General features: G+C 64.1%; 11 protein-coding genes. 3 read left to right on the forward strand and 8 right to left on the reverse strand.

The window, feature by feature from the left end; genetic code table 11:
• The first annotated feature begins 35 nt into the window (after window positions 1-35).
• A complete protein-coding gene (locus BFD71_RS10930; protein ID WP_069263409.1) occupies window positions 36-1,718 on the forward strand; it encodes an alkaline phosphatase family protein in 1,683 nt (560 codons plus the stop codon).
• A gap of 69 nt (window positions 1,719-1,787) precedes the next feature.
• On the opposite strand, the gene BFD71_RS10935 is transcribed toward BFD71_RS10930, so the two are convergent.
• From BFD71_RS10935 to BFD71_RS10960, 6 genes are all read right to left on the reverse strand, one after another.
• On the reverse strand, window positions 1,788-3,782 hold the full coding sequence (locus BFD71_RS10935) for an alkaline phosphatase family protein (RefSeq protein ID WP_083245183.1): 1,995 nt from the start codon (window positions 3,780-3,782) through the stop codon (window positions 1,788-1,790).
• Window positions 3,783-4,136: 354 nt separating this feature from the next.
• On the reverse strand, window positions 4,137-5,927 hold the full coding sequence (locus tag BFD71_RS10940) for an FAD-dependent oxidoreductase (RefSeq protein WP_069263412.1): 1,791 nt from the start codon (window positions 5,925-5,927) through the stop codon (window positions 4,137-4,139).
• Between the two features lie 437 nt (window positions 5,928-6,364).
• On the reverse strand, window positions 6,365-7,747 hold the full coding sequence (locus BFD71_RS10945; RefSeq protein ID WP_256094604.1) for a lipopolysaccharide biosynthesis protein: 1,383 nt from the start codon (window positions 7,745-7,747) through the stop codon (window positions 6,365-6,367).
• A complete protein-coding gene (locus BFD71_RS10950) occupies window positions 7,740-9,425 on the reverse strand; it encodes a glycoside hydrolase family 44 protein (RefSeq protein ID WP_069263414.1) in 1,686 nt (561 codons plus the stop codon). Before BFD71_RS10950 ends, BFD71_RS10945 begins: the two co-directional genes overlap by 8 nt.
• Window positions 9,412-10,698: a hypothetical protein gene (locus tag BFD71_RS10955; protein WP_069263416.1), complete on the reverse strand. Its 1,287-nt coding sequence runs from the start codon at window positions 10,696-10,698 to the stop codon at window positions 9,412-9,414. Before BFD71_RS10955 ends, BFD71_RS10950 begins: the two co-directional genes overlap by 14 nt.
• Window positions 10,699-10,761: 63 nt before the next feature.
• Window positions 10,762-11,481, reverse strand: coding sequence for a polysaccharide biosynthesis/export family protein (locus tag BFD71_RS10960; protein WP_069263417.1), 720 nt, complete (start codon window positions 11,479-11,481; stop codon window positions 10,762-10,764).
• 325 nt (window positions 11,482-11,806) lie between these two features.
• Between BFD71_RS10960 and BFD71_RS10965 the strand changes: the two genes are divergently transcribed.
• A complete protein-coding gene (locus tag BFD71_RS10965; RefSeq protein ID WP_141710630.1) occupies window positions 11,807-13,825 on the forward strand; it encodes a GumC family protein in 2,019 nt (672 codons plus the stop codon).
• Window positions 13,826-13,844: 19 nt separating this feature from the next.
• On the forward strand, window positions 13,845-14,816 hold the full coding sequence (locus BFD71_RS10970) for a DUF6492 family protein (protein WP_069263421.1): 972 nt from the start codon (window positions 13,845-13,847) through the stop codon (window positions 14,814-14,816).
• A 49-nt stretch (window positions 14,817-14,865) separates the two neighbouring features.
• On the opposite strand, the gene BFD71_RS10975 is transcribed toward BFD71_RS10970, so the two are convergent.
• Window positions 14,866-15,318, reverse strand: coding sequence for a lytic transglycosylase domain-containing protein (locus BFD71_RS10975; protein ID WP_069263579.1), 453 nt, complete (start codon window positions 15,316-15,318; stop codon window positions 14,866-14,868).
• A gap of 81 nt (window positions 15,319-15,399) precedes the next feature.
• Window positions 15,400-15,738, reverse strand: coding sequence for a hypothetical protein (locus tag BFD71_RS10980; RefSeq protein ID WP_069263581.1), 339 nt, complete (start codon window positions 15,736-15,738; stop codon window positions 15,400-15,402).
• Window positions 15,739-15,740 lie beyond the last annotated feature (2 nt).

Consider the following 15,740-nt stretch of genomic DNA (forward strand, 5'->3'; position numbering starts at 1 on the left):
GCGCCCAATTCATAATTCATATCAAGAGGTGAAGAATGAACGAGATCGGAAAGCGGTTCGGAGTCAGGGCAGTCTTCACTGCGAGCGTGCTGGCATTTGCGAGCATGGCCGCGGCAGCGCAGGATCAGGATGGCGATCACAACCAGCAATACACGCACGTTTTGCTGATCAGTGTGGACGGGATGCACGAGGCCGACCTGGAAAACTACATCAAGACGCACCCGCAATCCACCTTCGCGAAGCTCGTCAAACACGGTGTCGAGTACACCCACGCTTCGACATCCCGGCCTTCCGACTCGTATCCCGGCCTCCTCGCATTCGCAACCGGCGGCAGCCCGCTGAGCCATGGTGTCTTCTATGACGACACCTACGATGCGACGCTGTATCCGCCGGGCAGCAATTGCACGGGCACGCCTGGCACGGAGGTCACCAATTTCGAAGCGCTCGACTGGGATCTCTCCCAGCTCGACGGCGGTTCGCCGCCTGCGGGGGCCACGTACGACAAGCGCAATCCGCACATCAATCCCGCAAAGCTTCCACTGCGCAAGACGGCCGGCGGCGCCTGCGTGCAGGTCTGGCCGCATCTGTACATGAAGAACGGGACGAACACGATCTTCGAGGTCATTCATCAGGCCGGCATGCGCACCGCATGGTCGGACAAGCACCCGGCCTACGAGATCGTGAATGGGCCTTCGGGGCTGGGGCTCGACGAACTCTACGCGCCCGAGATCAACTCGACCTCGCTGCAAGCCAATGGCTTCCCGAGCGCGCCCGCGACCGTCGACTGGACCGCCGACCCGATATATACCCGGGCTTATGACGGCTTCAAAGTCAAGGTCGTCTTGAACTGGATTCATGGGCTCGATCAGACCGGGGCGAAGCAGGTGGGCGTACCGGCGATCTTCGGCATGAACTTTCAGGCGGTGAGCGTCGGGCAGAAGGTCACGTCCGCGATGGAAGGCACGACCACGACGCGTGGCGGCTATCTCGACGCAGCCGGCACGCCGACCGTGCCGCTCGAACAGTCGCTCGACTTCGTCGATGCCTCGCTGGGCCAGATGTACGATGCGCTCAAAGCGGGCCATCTTCTGCATTCGACGCTGTTCATCGTCGGCGGCAAACACGGCCAGTCGCCGATCGACCTCAAGAAGCTTCACATGCTGAGCGGTTCGAAGAACGCCTATGCCACCGCCGACGTGAGCGATGTCGCCACCGTGCTCGGCAATGGCGGCGTGCCGGTCGCCCAGGAGACGGCCGACGACGTGTCGCTCATCTGGCTCAAGAACCACGGCGATACCGCAAAGGCGGTATCACTCCTCGACGCTGACGAGGCGAGCGGCAATTCCACTCGCATCCAGACGCTCTACCACGACACAGCGCTGAAGGCGATCTGGGGCGACCCTGCCCAGGGCCGTGTGCCTGACCTCATCATTCAGCCGATACCTGGGACGATCTACAGCAAGAGTGCGGCGAAGCTGGCAGAGCACGGCGGAATGTATACGGACGATACGAACACACTGCTGGTGGTTTCCAATCCGAAGTTGCAGAAGAACGTCGTCGATTCGCCGGTGACCAACATGCAGGTGGCGCCGACCATCCTGAAGGCGCTCGGTCTCGACCCGCACAAGCTCGTAGCCGTTCAGCGTGAAGGCACCCATGTCCTACCAGGCCTCCAGACCACGGGAGACGACGACTCGGGCGATCAATCGGAGCAGTAGGAGCAAGCGCGCCGACGGTCCCTTTGGGGTTGGGACCTTCGGCGTCTTCAGTGCGCTTCTGGACTGCGATCAGAACGGGAACATGCCAGCCGCGCCCTCGTTGCCATTGCCCGCTGCCGCCTGCCTGGCGGGCTGGAACTGGAAGGCACCGAACAGGTCGCCGATTGCCGGCGCGTTCGTCGGCACGTACGGGCTCGCGGGCAGCTGGACCGGGTTGGGGAGATTGTCGCGACTGCGCGCCGTGATCGGTCCCAGCGACCAGTTGCGTTCGATGAATTTCACGAGCGACACGTGATCCGAATAGTCGTGAACGACACGGCCGCCGCGCGAGTACGGTGAAACGACGATGAGAGGAATGCGCGGGCCGTCCCCGAAGAAGTCCACGGGTTGAATGTACCCTGAGTCGTAATAGCCGCCACCTTCGTCCGTCGTGATGAAGATCGCAGTGGAGGCCCACAGCGCGGGGTTCGCCTGAACGGAATCGATGATTTTGTGCACGAACCCTTCGTAAAGACCGAACTTCGAAGAGGACGGATGCCCATCGAGCAGTCCGCCGGGTTTCACGAACGACACCGCGGGTAGCGTGCCGTTTGCGATGTCGGCATACAGGTTCGGCGTGTCCTGAAGATGCGCGGCCACCAGCGACGGATTGGTCATGATCGCCGTTTCATAGAGAAACGGATTGCAGATATTGCAGTAGACACTCGTTGACGGACGGGTGATGAACGTCTTCCAGCCTTCGCCGTAGTATTTCCACGAAACATTGTTCTCGAGGAGCGTATCGGCGATCGTGCGCACCGGCGAAGGTGGAATGGTGAACGTACTCGTGTTGACGGTGCCGTCACCGTTGTAGCCAGGGTTGTAGTTGTTCAGCAGATAGTACGTGCTGGGCGCGCAGTTGGCATTGGGGTGATACGGCAAGCTGTCGAGATATTTTCGTATCGCGCCGACGCCAGGCTGCTTCGGATCTGAGCAATTGCTATAGGTCCCGCCAGAGTAGCCGTCCTGCGCGTACCAGTTGTTGGTGCCTGGCTGCGGCCGCGGGTTTTCGATCTCGTTCTGGGGCGGCGTCGCCGGATTGCCTTTGCCGTCCGTGTAATAGAGCGCGTCGGCCGTTCCGATCATGATGCTGTTCGCGCCCGTGCCGCCCATCACCGGCTGGTGATAGTTGTCGCTGATCGTGTAATGACGCGCGAGATCCGTGAAATAGGGCATATCGCCGGTATTCACGTTATAGAACCCGAGCGCGGTCGCGCCTTCGTGGGTCGACTGATCGGTGAAGTTGGCCGTCTGCGCTTTACCATTCGATCCGGCGCCTACCGACACTTCGACCCACGCAAACAGATCCATCTTGCAGCCGCTCGGATTATCGAGGGTCGCGTGCGCGATATTGCAATCCGACTGCTGCCAGTTCTGGTAGAACCGATGCACCGGACTGTTCATGTACTGGTCGTAGTTCGGACCCACCCGCGAAATCTGATAGGGGCCGCTCTGCAGGTTGTACAGGTTCGATCCAAAGCGCGCGTCAGGCTCGTCGTTGGGGAGGCCCGTTGCGCCCGTCGTCAAATGAACGACATCGTTCGATTCGAGGGCATAGCCTTCGGCTGCCTGCGCAGCCGCCAGTGTCGCGAACGGCGGAGGATTCGCGTCGCTCGCGGCGGTCGGCGCCGAGCCGGTATTCGGCGCCGGCAGCGTCGGGTAAGGCTGTTTCGACGTCGGGCTGGCGTCGAACTGCGAGGGATTCGTGGCCTTGGCCATGTATTGCTCGGCGACCTTGTAGTTGGGTCCGGGTCCCCCGTCAGCCCGGATGATGCCTCTCGACAGAAGATTCCATATGGTTTGGCCCGAGCGCGGCTGATAAGCGCCAAACACGTGATCGAACGTTCGGTTTTCGCCCACGATGATGATGACATGCTTGATCGGCGTTGCCGTGATCGAAGATGTATTCGCGGTGGACTGGCTATCGGCAGCAGAACAATAGAGTGCCGTCGCCGCTAGCGAAACTGCCGCAAGCAAGGCAGGAACAGCAGGCCGTTGGTGTCTGGATCTCGATGTCTGGCGCATGTGTCTCTCCATTGAAGCGTTGCACTTCTTTGCATGACGGTGGGGCGGCGATTGCGTCACTTCATTACGGCGTGTTACAGGCTGGAAAGCTAGACCTTCCACATGACGTTCCGAGGGCGGCAGTAAGTCGGTTCTGTGCAGGTCACGTGACCGTGCCTACGATTTACCTTCGCGGATCTTTCGATTGATGCAGGACCCGGGCTGCGCAAGATGACAGGAGTCCTGATGAGGTGGGTGCTGATGTGGGAGATGCGGAGAAATAAGGGACCCTCCCCATCTGCACGATGAGTCGCAAGAATGCGAGTTCTTAGTGAGTCAAGCCAGGCAAGAAATGCGCGCCCATCACCGAAACGTTCACGACTGCACGGGCGTAAAGCCGTCGGGACTCCAGTCCTCGCTGCCCACGCCGTGATGGACGTAGAAGAAGCCTTCCGGATCGTAGCGATCCTTGATCGCTTTCAGCCGCGCGTAGTTGACGCCCCAAAACGCTTCACGCCAATCGCTGCGAAAAAAATCGGTCTCCGAAATATAGGAGCCGCTTTCTGGCGATAGCGCTTTGAGAATGGCCGCGGCCTTGGCTATGTTCGCGGCGTTGCGATGTGCCTGCGCCATGTCAGGCGCGGGGATGGGCAGGCCCGGAAAGGGTGGCGGGCCGCCTGTGGCGACGATCATCAGGCCGAAGGCGTCGGCGACTTTTGGGTTGGTCGCACACTGGCGCGCCTGCTCGTTCACCTCCGGCGGCGCGCCCGCGAGTCCCTTGTTGAAATGCAACTCGACGGCCTGAAACTGGGCCGCCGCCACGAAGGCGTCGACCAGCCGGCCGCGTTGCGCCGGTTCGAGAAGGGCCGCGGGCAGCCATTGCGACTCGTAGCCGTGCAGGAAGGCGGAAGCCTGCTCGCCATCGCCTTGCCACCAGCCATGGTTGTGCGCAGCGCCCGCGCGTGGGTCGGGCACGAGTCCCGGGTTGGCTTCGACGTCCCACCAGCGGCGCGATGGACCGGCGCCGACGCGAGGTCCCTGGTTGAAGGTGAAATCTGCCGGTGAGGCGCGCACCCAATCGATGACAGGCGCCCAGGCTGACTTGACCTGATGGTCGTCGAGACCCTGGCACACCATCGCCACTTCGATCTCGTCGCTGTGAAAGACGAAGCGCTCGCCCCATGCAGGGTTGAACAGATGCTCCGCATAGTGATCGACCAGTCGCGCAGCGAGCCGCCGGTAAGCCTCAGGCGATGAAGTCTTGACCTTGAACCTGGCCCAGCCGAAGTTCTCGGGCAACTCATGGGTCTGCAGCGTGAGCTTCGTCACCACACCGAAACTGCCGCCGCCGCCCCCTTTGAGTGCCCAGAAAAGATCGGGCTGCTGGCATGCGTTGACCGTGCGGACAGCGCCGTCGGCGGTGACGATCTCCGCCTGGAGCAGACTCGCGGCCGCGAGTCCGTAGCGCTTCGAGTGGGACCCGAAACCGCCGCCGAGAACGAGGCCGGCAACGCCCACGGTCGTACATCCGCCGCCCTGAACGTAGCGTCCCGCGTGCGTCGTGACGGCGGTGTAGACGTCGATCCACATGCAGCCAGCCTCTACCGTCACGGCCTGCTGTGGCGGTGACTGGCAGCCGGCCGGCACGAACGCGTCATGGAGTGCGATGCGGTTCATCCCGCGCGTCCAGACCAACAGGGAATCGGGCGCGTTCGAGCCGCCAAGGTAGCTGTGACCGCCGCCTTTCACCACCAGGCGCAAGTTGTGTCGGCGCGCGAAATCGACGCCCGCGACGACGTCCGCGGTCGAGCGGGCTGCCACCGCGTAGGCGCTTGCGTGCGCCGTCCATGCATCGAGCCAGCCGGAGACCTGGGTGGCGCCGGGATCGTCGCCGAGCGCGAACGGATTGCGCGCTTCCTCGATTCTTGCCAGACATGCTGGTGCGTGGGGCGCTTGCGCGCAGGTCTGCCAGATCGTGGTCGGTTGCAGCAAATTTCCGCCGACTGCCTGGCTCAACGCCTCCCATTCCGGCGCTTTCGGCCACGCGGGGTCGCTGGGCCGGATGCGGCCCGCACGGGCCGCAGCGGGCTGCACGCCGGCGAAACTCGAGGTAGCGCTAAGGCACGGCAAAGCGACAACCCCCTTTAGCAGGCAGCGTCGTTTCATGACGTTTCTTCTCCTCGCGACGGGTGAAACGCTTAGTTTTCCAAATTATGACGCAGCGCTGCCACAACTCGCTGAAGCGAGCGGCCGGCTTCGACGATCGCCTCGTCAATCCCGTCGAGAGCAAGCGCACTCGCGGATCGCACGGTCAGGATGGGTGTACTTCACGGTATTGCCGAGCAACGTGGCGCACGGTGCGCGCCGTCCCGCCATCGGCGTAAAGCGGTTTATTTCGCACCGGGGTGCGAGTTTTTTTCATGATATCAGCAAAGCTGCGCGCCTCATGGGCGCGCAGCATATCGCGGGCCGCGGCGCTTTTTTGCGACCGACTGTCGCCCTGGTGTGCCGTTACTGCTGGTCGGTCGGGGAAATCACACTCGGGGGCGCGAGCGAATTGTCGTTGAAAGCTCAAGCAGTTGAGGCCGGCACTGCCCCACGATCTAGGCGTCCTGGTTTGGGTCTCGCGCCGCGCTGCGTCCCGGCACGCGCCCGAGCACCCATTGCCCGAGCAACGCAAGTGGCAACACGCCCAGCAGCCGGTGCGCCGCCCACGCTGCGAGCGCGCCGTTCACGGCGATGGCCAGCGATGCCGCCGCCGCGGCCCCCACGCTGCCGCCGAGCGGCGCGAATGCGGCGAGGCCCACGAGCAGCACGGCGACCGAGTAGAGGTTGATTCGGTACAGGACGGAAGTGTGGGCGGTCATGCCCAGCAGTTCGGGCATGGCGGTAAAGCAGGCCGCGGCGATCTGGCCGAGCGCGAGCACGCGCAGCGCCGCCGCGCCGCCGCCGAAGCCAGGCCCGAACAGGCGCAGCAAGTGTTCGGGAAAGAGCAGCATGCACAGCGCGGCAGGCAACGCGAGGCACAGCACGAGGCCGGCCGCCTGGGCCGCGCTTTTGTCGAGCCCATGCCGGTCGTTGCGCGCGAAAAGGCTCGCGAACTTCGGCGCGGCCATACCGGTCACGCCGCTGATCAGCAGATTGATGACGAGCGCGAGACGCCACGCCAGCGCGAAGAGCCCGGTCTCGCGCGACGAGGCGACGATGCCGAGCACGATGGCAGGCGCCGAGGTGATCAGGAGCTTCGTGAATTCCAGCGTGAAAAGCGGCAAACCCGCCTTGAGCAAGCGCGGCGGTTCGGCTGGCGCTTGCGCGCCGGCGGGCACGCCGGCAAGAAAACGCCTGAGCAGAAACGCGCCGGTCAGCGCGGTGAGCGTGAAGCTGGCGGCGATCAGCATGAGCGTGCTCGCGACGCTCATGCCGTGCGTCAGTCCAAGCGGGATGGCGACGGCGCAGAAGATCGCCGGCCAGAGCCAGGAATAGATCATCTGGCTGCAGCCCACGCGTTGGAGTCCCGCAAGCGCCCCCGCCATGGCCGCGCCGAGATTTTGCGGGATGAAGGAGAGCGCGCCGAGCGCGAGCGGCCAGGCAAGCTCGGGCTTCTTCAGTACGTCGTACGCGAAGGCGAATGCGCCCGCGCCAAGCGCGATCGACATGGCCGTGGAGGCGAGCAGCACCAGCCACAGCGCGCGACGGATGGCCGGCCGCACGGCGCGCGCCTCGCCCGCCGCGAGGTCCATCGCGATCTGCCGCGTGAGCGCCTGATCGATGCCGAGGCGCCCGAACCCCGCGAGCGCCACCATCGTGCTGAACACGATATAGAAGTCGCCTGTCTGCACCACGCCCAGCATGGCGGCGATCAGCAGATGGAAACCGTAGCGGCTCGGCAGGTCGAGCAGACGCACGCCGAGGCTCACGAGCGAGCCCCGGATCATCGAGCCGCCGGTTTGGCTCGCGGGCATCTGCGCTTCGCCGGCTTCACTCATGCTGCGCCTGTGCGCCGCGCAGTATGAACAGCGTCACGCTCTGCGCGGGCAGGCTCGCGCGCAGCGTGCTGTCCTGGTAGTGCGCGTCGGGCATGCGGAACAGCTGGTTGTTTGCGAGCCGCCAGGTTTCGGCCACGCCGCTCGCCGCAAAATGATCGAGCGTGACGGCGGCATCGGCGGGGCGGTCCAGTTGCTTGTTGATGACCACGAGCGTCAACGCGTGGTCGCGCTCGCGCAAGGCGGCAAACGCGGAAACGGCGTCCGGGTCGGGCGCGTTCGCGGCAATGCTGGTTGCGCCGAATGCCGCGCCGTTGCCGTCGTAGTTGCGGTAGAGCTTGAATGCCTTGTACACCGGCATCGAAGGATCGAGCGTGCCCCAGCGCGTTGCCATATCCAGCCCCTCGCGGCCGAAAATGCCGAGCACGTCGGCCTGGGCTGTCGCGCCGTTCATCAGCGTGTCGCCGCCCCAGTTGTATTCCGTAATGCCGATGGGCGTGCCCGGGTAGTAGTACGTATCGACCCAATGGCGCATCAGCGGGATCAGCGCGACGACGCTGTTGATCCACGTGGGGTCCTTGTAGTTCGGGTCCCACAGGTCGCGCGTGGAGCGGTTGCGCATGAGCGCGACGGCCTGCGAGCTCGTCACGCCCGTCTCGGCGTATTCGCCGCCCTGCGGGTAGAAGTGCAGGCTGAACACGTCGACCGGATGGCCCGCCGCTTTCCATTGCGCGAGCAGCCAGGGCACGTACGGCATGCCTTGGGTTTCGCCTGTGCGGTCGGGCGTGTGATCGAGGCCGTGGTCCGCGGCGTACTGCTGGTCGAAGCCGCTGTAGAAATAGCCCTGCCAGCCCCATTCTTCCGGCGCGACGATCTGCGCGTGCGGGTCCGCCGCCTTCACGGCGCGCGAATAGACGATCACCTTGCTGGCGATTTCGCTCGCATGGGCGCCCGTGGGGTGCACATCGCGGTGAATGAGCTGCCAGAGGCTCGGCTCGTTGTCGAGCGCGTAGTAGCGCACGCCGCCGCCGCTCGCGCCGCCGAATTGCTTGACCAGATCCGCGACGCGCGCCTGTTCGTTTTGCGGGTCGTCGGGTATCGAGGCGTCGTTCGCGTCGTTGCCGGCAATCGGCTTGCCGCCGGCTGCCACGCCGTTGCCGGCGTCGGCGTGGCCGTTCACGTCGTGATTCGGCTGCGGGCCGTATTTGGCGATCGAGAAGCTCGCGAGCGTCTCGCGCGCGGGCCCGAGTTTCGCCACGCGGCCGAGCATCGGAATGGTCACGATGGGCGTGGCGCCCGCCGCCTGGGAGAGTGCGACGAAGCGCTCGCCGAACTGATCGTTGATATCGGCGGGATTGACGGCGAGGCTCTCGAAATACCAGTCCTTGCCCGCGTTGCGTGCGTCGAGGCGCCAGTTATAGGCCGAGGCGCTGTTGCCGCCCGAGCGGTTGATGGGCGCGCGCAGGTCCTGCAAAACCGCCGTCGTGCCGAAGTTGATGCCGTAAATCAGCGGGCTGATGGGGTGCCGGCCGGCGGCGGCATCCACCGAGATGGCCACCGGCAAGGGCGTGCCCGAAGTCGCGTCGGTGCAGGCCGCCGCGCCCGACATGAGCAGCGCGCCGACCACCAGCGCGTGCAGGTTGGGGCGCTCGATACGCTTATTGCGCTTAAAGCGTGGCATGGTGAACCTGCAGATCGGCATGGTCGTCGTGATCGCCGTCCAGTTCGCCCACGCGCCAGACGTACGCGAAGATCGCGAGAATGACCGCAGTCTCGCCCGGAGTGAGGGTAGGCGGATAAAAGAATGAAATGAGCAGGACGTAGACGAGATAGTCGAACAGCGCGCCGAGAAAATCGTCGTCGACCTTCTTGCGCAAGCGCCGGTAGAACACGATGCCGCGCAGCTGGAAGAACAGGATGATGAGCGCGCCGATCAGGCCGTACTCGAACACGATGCCGAGCCACGTGATGTCGGCGAGGAAGAAGAAGTGGTGAAAGTAGTCGATCAGGTTGTCCTTGCTGGTCGAACTGATCGTGCCCACCCCGAAGAGCCAGCGCATCGGCTCGCTGCCGAGGAACTTCGTGGCGAGCATGATGGTGATGCGGCGCGTGTCGAAGCCCGTGCTCGCGTCGGTGCTGAAGGTCGTGGCGAGATAGCCCGCCGAGAACAGGGTGGCGAGTGCGACGGGCGCGGCGAGCAGCAGCAGAACGCGCGTGCGCATGCGCGACCAGGCGAAGGTGTTGATGACGAGCACGCCCATGATGCCGATGACCATGGCGCGCGTCTTGACGATCAGCAGCGTGACCGCGAACGCGACGACCACGCCCAGCAGATAGCCCGCATGCTTTTCAAAAAAGGCGCGCCGGTAGCAGAAGAACAGCAGGATGAGCGGGAAATACATCGACATGCGGATGCGATGCCCGCGGTTGTCGCTGCTGAAAAAAGGCGACTGGCCGATCACATACGACTCCTGGTACCAGTCCGAGGGCACCACGGCCCAGAGCACGATCAGCACGGCGAGAATGACGACGCCGAGCACGAGGAAGCCGCGCTCCAGCTCGCCGAGCGTGGGCTTGAGCGTGAGGAGCAGCGCGAGAAACGAGAAGAAGTACAGCACGGGCAGCAGTTTCACCTGCGCCGTGATGCTCGTGAAAAAACCTTCGTGGAAATAGAACATGGCGGCGAAGCTCGGCACCAGCAACAGCCACGCGAAGCTGATGAGGATTTGCCGCGTCATGGGAAAACGCGGTTCGCCGCCCAGACGCAGCACGGCGGGCAGCGAAATGACCGGCAGCGCTTTCGAGAGCGCCCAGAGCGGCACGAGCGTGCTCAGGTAATGGAAGGTCTGGCCAAAGAGCGGCAGGAGCGCGAGCAGCCACCACGTGACCCGCCACCTAGCGGGCTCGCTCGAAAAGACGGGGGCAAGCCCGGTGGTCGTGGTGGCGGTTTCCATCGCGTGTGATTCGTTTGCGCGGCCGTGGAGAGCCGTCGGGCGGTCGAGGCTCGCAGAGCAGGCTTAGTACGTCGTGGGATTGTTCGAGATCGTGTAGTCGAAGCCCCGCTGGAACGGAATGACCTTGTCGATGTACTGATCGACCCACTGGTCGACTTCGGCGATCGAGGACTTCGGCACGAAGATCGTGTCGGTGGCCTGCAGGATGACGTCCTGCGCCGGGTCGCCGCGATGCGTGAGCGCGTCGAGGTCGATCGTGCGCAGCATCGGGCGGCCATCGGGGCTGCGGCGAATCAGCACGACTTCGTTGGTGCGCGCCGTGTCGAGCAAGCCCTGCGCGGCGGCGATGGCCTGCAGCACGCTCATGCCCGTGTGCAGCGCGATTTCGCCGGGGCGCGCGACCTGGCCGGCCACATAGATCTTAGCGGCCGACTGCACGATGGCAACCGAAGCGTGCGCGTTCTTCGCCATGCCGTTGGCAGCAAGCGCCTTGTCGATGGCGTCGCCGAGCTGGGCGACCGTGAGCCCTGCCGCCGGGATCGTGCCCGCGAACGGCATGGTCAGGCCGCCGTCCGGCGCGACCGAACCGCGGAAGTTCAGCTCGGCATTGAAAGGCATGACGACCGAGAGGTCGTCGCCGGGTTCGATGCGATAGACGCCCGGCGAGGCTTGCGACCACGCGGCGAATTGCGCCCGCTGCTGGAATTGCGGCTCCACCCAGGTCTGGGTGCAGGCGGTAAGCGTTATCAGCCCGAGGACGCAGGCTGGTCGGAGTATGTTCATCGGGCGCGTGGGTGAAGCGGTGGCTTGCGGTTCCTGATCTCTTGTCAAGTAACGGCAGGAATTGCCGTTAATGAAGGGTGGAACTCGCACGATTTTTTCGCGGATGTCAGTTTAACGCGACATCCTGGATGTTTTCTTACGTATTATATGCGCCGTCGAATCTTCACCGCTGGCCTGGAACCGCACCTGTATGGTTATTACTACTAGAACAAGGCCTGAAAGGAAGGCGGCTGTTGTCGAACTGACGGTCCGGGACTATCTCAACACCTTTTTTTATTATCGCAAGGTTGCAACAGCGGTATTTCTTTCCGTTGTGGCGATCGGCGTGGTGGTTGCGCTTCTGGTGCCCATGCCTTACCGGGCGCAGTCGACTTTGCTCGTACTCCTTGCAGGATATTACGACCAGTCGAACAACCCGAATGGCGGCGCCGCGGTGCAGCCCGCCATTGGCCAGCTCGACGGCGTCGAAGCGCAGATCCTCAGCAGCCCGGAACTGCATCGCGACGTGGTGATCGCGAAACTGGGGCCGAACGCAAGCGAACAAGAAATCGACAGCCATTTGCAGGAATTCGAGCATCGGCTGCATATCGAGCAAAACGATCTCGCGAGCACCATCAACCTCACGTATTACGACGCCGATCCCAAGGAAGCAGCCGATGCGCTTTCGCGTCTGCTCGACACGTACTTCCGCCGGCGCGCGACGATTTTCACGTCCGGCCGCGTCGATTTCCTGACTGGTCAGCGCGACGAAGTCGCAAGGCAATTGAAAAAAGCCGATGCCGACCTGCTCGCGTTCCAGAAAACGCACGGCATCGTCAATATCGACGACCAGACCTCGCGCGCCGTGCTGCTCGAAAGCCAACTGGTTCAGCAAAAGCTCGAGAACGACACGTCGCTCGCGCAGCATCGCGGCGAACTGAAGTCGGAGCAGGCGTCCTCGAAGGGGGTCAAGGCCACGATCCCGATCTTCACCGACGACTCCGAGGCCGCCCATGCGCTCGACACGATGCAGCTTTCGCTGATGCAGCTCGAAGCGCGCCGCGCCGATTTCGCCTCGCGCTACATGGACAGCTCGCCGTTCGTGCAGCAGCTCGATCAGCAGATCGCCGACATGCACGCGAGCATCGCGCGACGCAAGGCTCAAATGGCCACGGCCACGCGCTACGGCCACAACGATTACTACGACGTGGTGCAAGGGCGGCTGGCCGCACTGAACGCGAGCATCGCGGGCGAAACCGCGCGCCAGCAGGCGTTCGAAGAGCAGATCAAGGACACGCGCGCGAAGCTGCGCAGCCTGAGCGACATCTCCAGCCAGATGCGCCAGCTGCAGGCAACGCGCGACATTCTGGCCGACAGCTTCAAGGACCGTTCGCGCCAGGTCGAACTGGCGAAGATCCAGCAGGGGCAGGTGAGCCAGGTGAACAGCACGAACGTGCGCGTGATCCAGGCGCCGTTCCCGCCTTCGCAGCGCAGCGTGTCGGCCAGCCTCATCATTGCGGCGAGCGTGGCGGCGGGTCTGCTGATTTCGGCGCTCGTCGTGCTCGTCATGGCGAGCCTGCGCGAGACCTTCCTGAGTCCGGAGCAGGCCGAGCGCTCTCTGCTGCTGCCGGTGCTGAACGCGCCGGTGATGCTCGGCGGCGGCGCACGCCGGCCCGGCGCCGCGGGGGCGTCGGCCGACGCGGCCAAAGCGGCCAGCCGGCCCGCGCACATGGCGTATGGCCGCATGATCGCGGCCATCAACGCGAGCACGGACTCGCCCGCCAAGGTGGTCATGGCGCTCTCGTTCGGCAAGAACGATGGGCTGCTTTCGGTGATTCGCGGTCTCGCCGTCGAACTCGAGCATCGCACGACCAAGCCGGTCCTCATTCTCGACATGGCTTCCGGCGCCGACTCGCCGCTCTATGGCCCGCCGAACGCGCAGGGCCTGCTGACGTGGTCGGGACACGGCGGGCAAAGCCGTGCGGCGAGCGCGGCGCCCACGGAGATTGCGGCTTCGAGCGGCCTCGTGTTCGAAAGCGTCGAGCGGCACAACATCGTCGTCGCGCGGCCGGAGAGCGGCACGTTCCCGAGTTCGTGGCAGCAGACCACGGCACTGTTCAATACGCTGCGCGAGGCGCACGACTATATCGTCGTGCATGCGCCGCCCGCGAGCCAGTCGTTCGCCGGCATCGAAAACGCGGCGCTGGCGGACGCCACGGTCATGGCGGTGCGCGCAGAGGTGTCGCGCAAGCCCGTGGTCCTCGGCCTGAAAACGCAGCTGCTCGACGCGGGCGGCAGGCTGATCGGCATTGCGCTGACGCATCGGCGCGGCTATATCCCGAACTTCATTTACCGATTCTTCTAACATTCGGGACCTGACTGCCATGCACCAGATCAGCGCGATCCTGCCGGTGAAGACGCGGGGACGGCATTACGCCGACAATATCGGCCGTTGCGACATCCTCTTCTCGTCGCTGCGTCACTTCACGACGCCCAGGACCTTTCACCGTTTCGTCATCGTCGTGCCGCACGACGAACTCGAAGAGGTCAAGGGCTACGCGAAAGCGTGGTCCGATTTCCCCATCGAAGTGGTCGACGAATCGCTGTACATGGGCATTTTTGCGGAGTTCTCGCAGCGTCATCAGATCCGCAACTGGCACCGGCAGCAGATCATCAAGCTGAATGCACCCGAATGGATCGAGACCGAGTATTTCCTCGTGCTCGACCCCGACTGCTTCGCCACGCATCGTTTCAGCGCGGATACGCTGATTCTCGACGGTCGGGCGCTTACGCATGTTCAGCCGCGCACGGTCGAGCCGTATTACTGGGAGGCTTCGGCGAAGCTGTTGAATCTCGATCCGCAACTCGCGCGCGACGGCATCTGGTGGACGCCGGCCATCCTGTCGCGCACGTTGTGTCTGAGCCTGCAACAGCGCCTGGCGGCATTGCACGGCACCGACTGGCGGCGCGTGCTGCTCGCCAATTACGCACTCGACTGGACCGAATACACGCTTTACTGGCTCAACGCGGAACACGAAGGGCTGCTTGAGCAGTACCACACGGGCCCGAAACCGGGCCAGCGCGCGCTGCACGCCGACGAAAGCGTCTGGTTTGCCGACAAGATGGAAGGCTGGAGCGAGGCCCGCCACCTTGCGCCGGAAAGCGACGGCATGTTCGCCGTGGTCCAGAGCAACACGCACATCTCGCCACAGCGCGTGGTGGAGAAGCTTGCGCCGTATTTCCCGATCACGCTGCAGCCTTACGAGCGCCATGTCGACCCTGCGCTCAAGGGCGCCGAGCTTTATTCGGCCATGGCGCGCCGCGGGCTCAAGCTATTGAACAAGCTGCGCGGCTAAAGCGATCGTTGCGCCTGCAACGAATAGGAAGCGACGCCGGGCGCTTCGTTCATCGCCCCGGCTGCAGGTGGCCCCAGCTCACGAGAATGGCCTGAATGCTGCGCGCGTAGGCATCGCGCTCGTGCGGCGACTCCGAGTGGTATGCGCCAATCGCGCGCCATGTGTTGCCGTATCGCACCATCTTTTGCTTGAGCAGCCAGGCGGCCACGAAAATATTCACGCACGGGTCCGTGAGGGCGCCGTGCGGAATGCCCTCGCGCGAAAGCTCCGAAAAGTGGATCGAGTTGATCTGCGCTTGGCCGACGTCGATCGAGCCGTTCGCATTGTGATTGATGGCCGCCGCGTCGCCTTTCGATTCACGCCACGCTACGGCGCGCAGCACGAGCGGATTCACGCCCTGGTAGGCGCCGGCCTTTTCGAAGCATTCGTCGGCAGGCGGCGCGGCATGCGCGAGCGTCGCGCCGAGCGCCGCCAGGCTCATGATCGCGACCCACGCGCGCATGACTCGCGATCGTAGCTGGCGCAGGGCGTTGGTCTTCTGCTGCATGGGTCGAAGCTCCGGGTTGGGCGTCAATGCGCGACGTCACTGCGCGAGAGCGGAATCGAGTTTCTGCTCGATGTCCTTGAGATAGGCGCGCGAGGTGTCGGAGACAACGAGACGCGGCGTGGGCATGGCGCAGTGGCAATCGCGCTGACGCGTCTTCTTCTTGTTGTGCGACGACGAATGCGGCGCGGGAGCCTCGTCGTCGTCGCCGGTTGCGGGCGGCAGCATGGCGAGCGAGGGCAGCGGCGGATAGACCTTGTCGGCGGCAGGCATGGCGGCAGCGGCAACGACGGTGGCGGCGGGCGCGCTGGCGGCGGGTTGGCCCGCCCAGGCCGCGCTACCAAGGCCGAGTGCAGCGGCGAGAACGATCGGACGCATCG

It is taken from the genome of Paraburkholderia nodosa (assembly GCF_001718195.1).
In the GTDB taxonomy this organism is placed as follows: Bacteria; Pseudomonadota; Gammaproteobacteria; order Burkholderiales; family Burkholderiaceae; genus Paraburkholderia; species Paraburkholderia nodosa_A.

Bases quoted from the DNA above. Each gene is read 5' to 3' on its own strand.
- BFD71_RS10980 (WP_069263581.1), bottom strand. From the start codon at position 15,738: ATGCGTCCGATCGTTCTCGCCGCTGCACTCGGCCTTGGTAGCGCGGCC.
- BFD71_RS10930 (WP_069263409.1), top strand. From the start codon at position 36: ATGAACGAGATCGGAAAGCGGTTCGGAGTCAGGGCAGTCTTCACTGCG.
- BFD71_RS10975 (WP_069263579.1), bottom strand. From the start codon at position 15,318: ATGCGCGCGTGGGTCGCGATCATGAGCCTGGCGGCGCTCGGCGCGACG.
- BFD71_RS10955 (WP_069263416.1), bottom strand. From the start codon at position 10,698: ATGGAAACCGCCACCACGACCACCGGGCTTGCCCCCGTCTTTTCGAGC.
- BFD71_RS10935 (WP_083245183.1), bottom strand. From the start codon at position 3,782: ATGCGCCAGACATCGAGATCCAGACACCAACGGCCTGCTGTTCCTGCC.
- BFD71_RS10950 (WP_069263414.1), bottom strand. From the start codon at position 9,425: ATGCCACGCTTTAAGCGCAATAAGCGTATCGAGCGCCCCAACCTGCAC.
- BFD71_RS10945 (WP_256094604.1), bottom strand. From the start codon at position 7,747: ATGAGTGAAGCCGGCGAAGCGCAGATGCCCGCGAGCCAAACCGGCGGC.
- BFD71_RS10970 (WP_069263421.1), top strand. From the start codon at position 13,845: ATGCACCAGATCAGCGCGATCCTGCCGGTGAAGACGCGGGGACGGCAT.
- BFD71_RS10960 (WP_069263417.1), bottom strand. From the start codon at position 11,481: ATGAACATACTCCGACCAGCCTGCGTCCTCGGGCTGATAACGCTTACC.
- BFD71_RS10940 (WP_069263412.1), bottom strand. From the start codon at position 5,927: ATGAAACGACGCTGCCTGCTAAAGGGGGTTGTCGCTTTGCCGTGCCTT.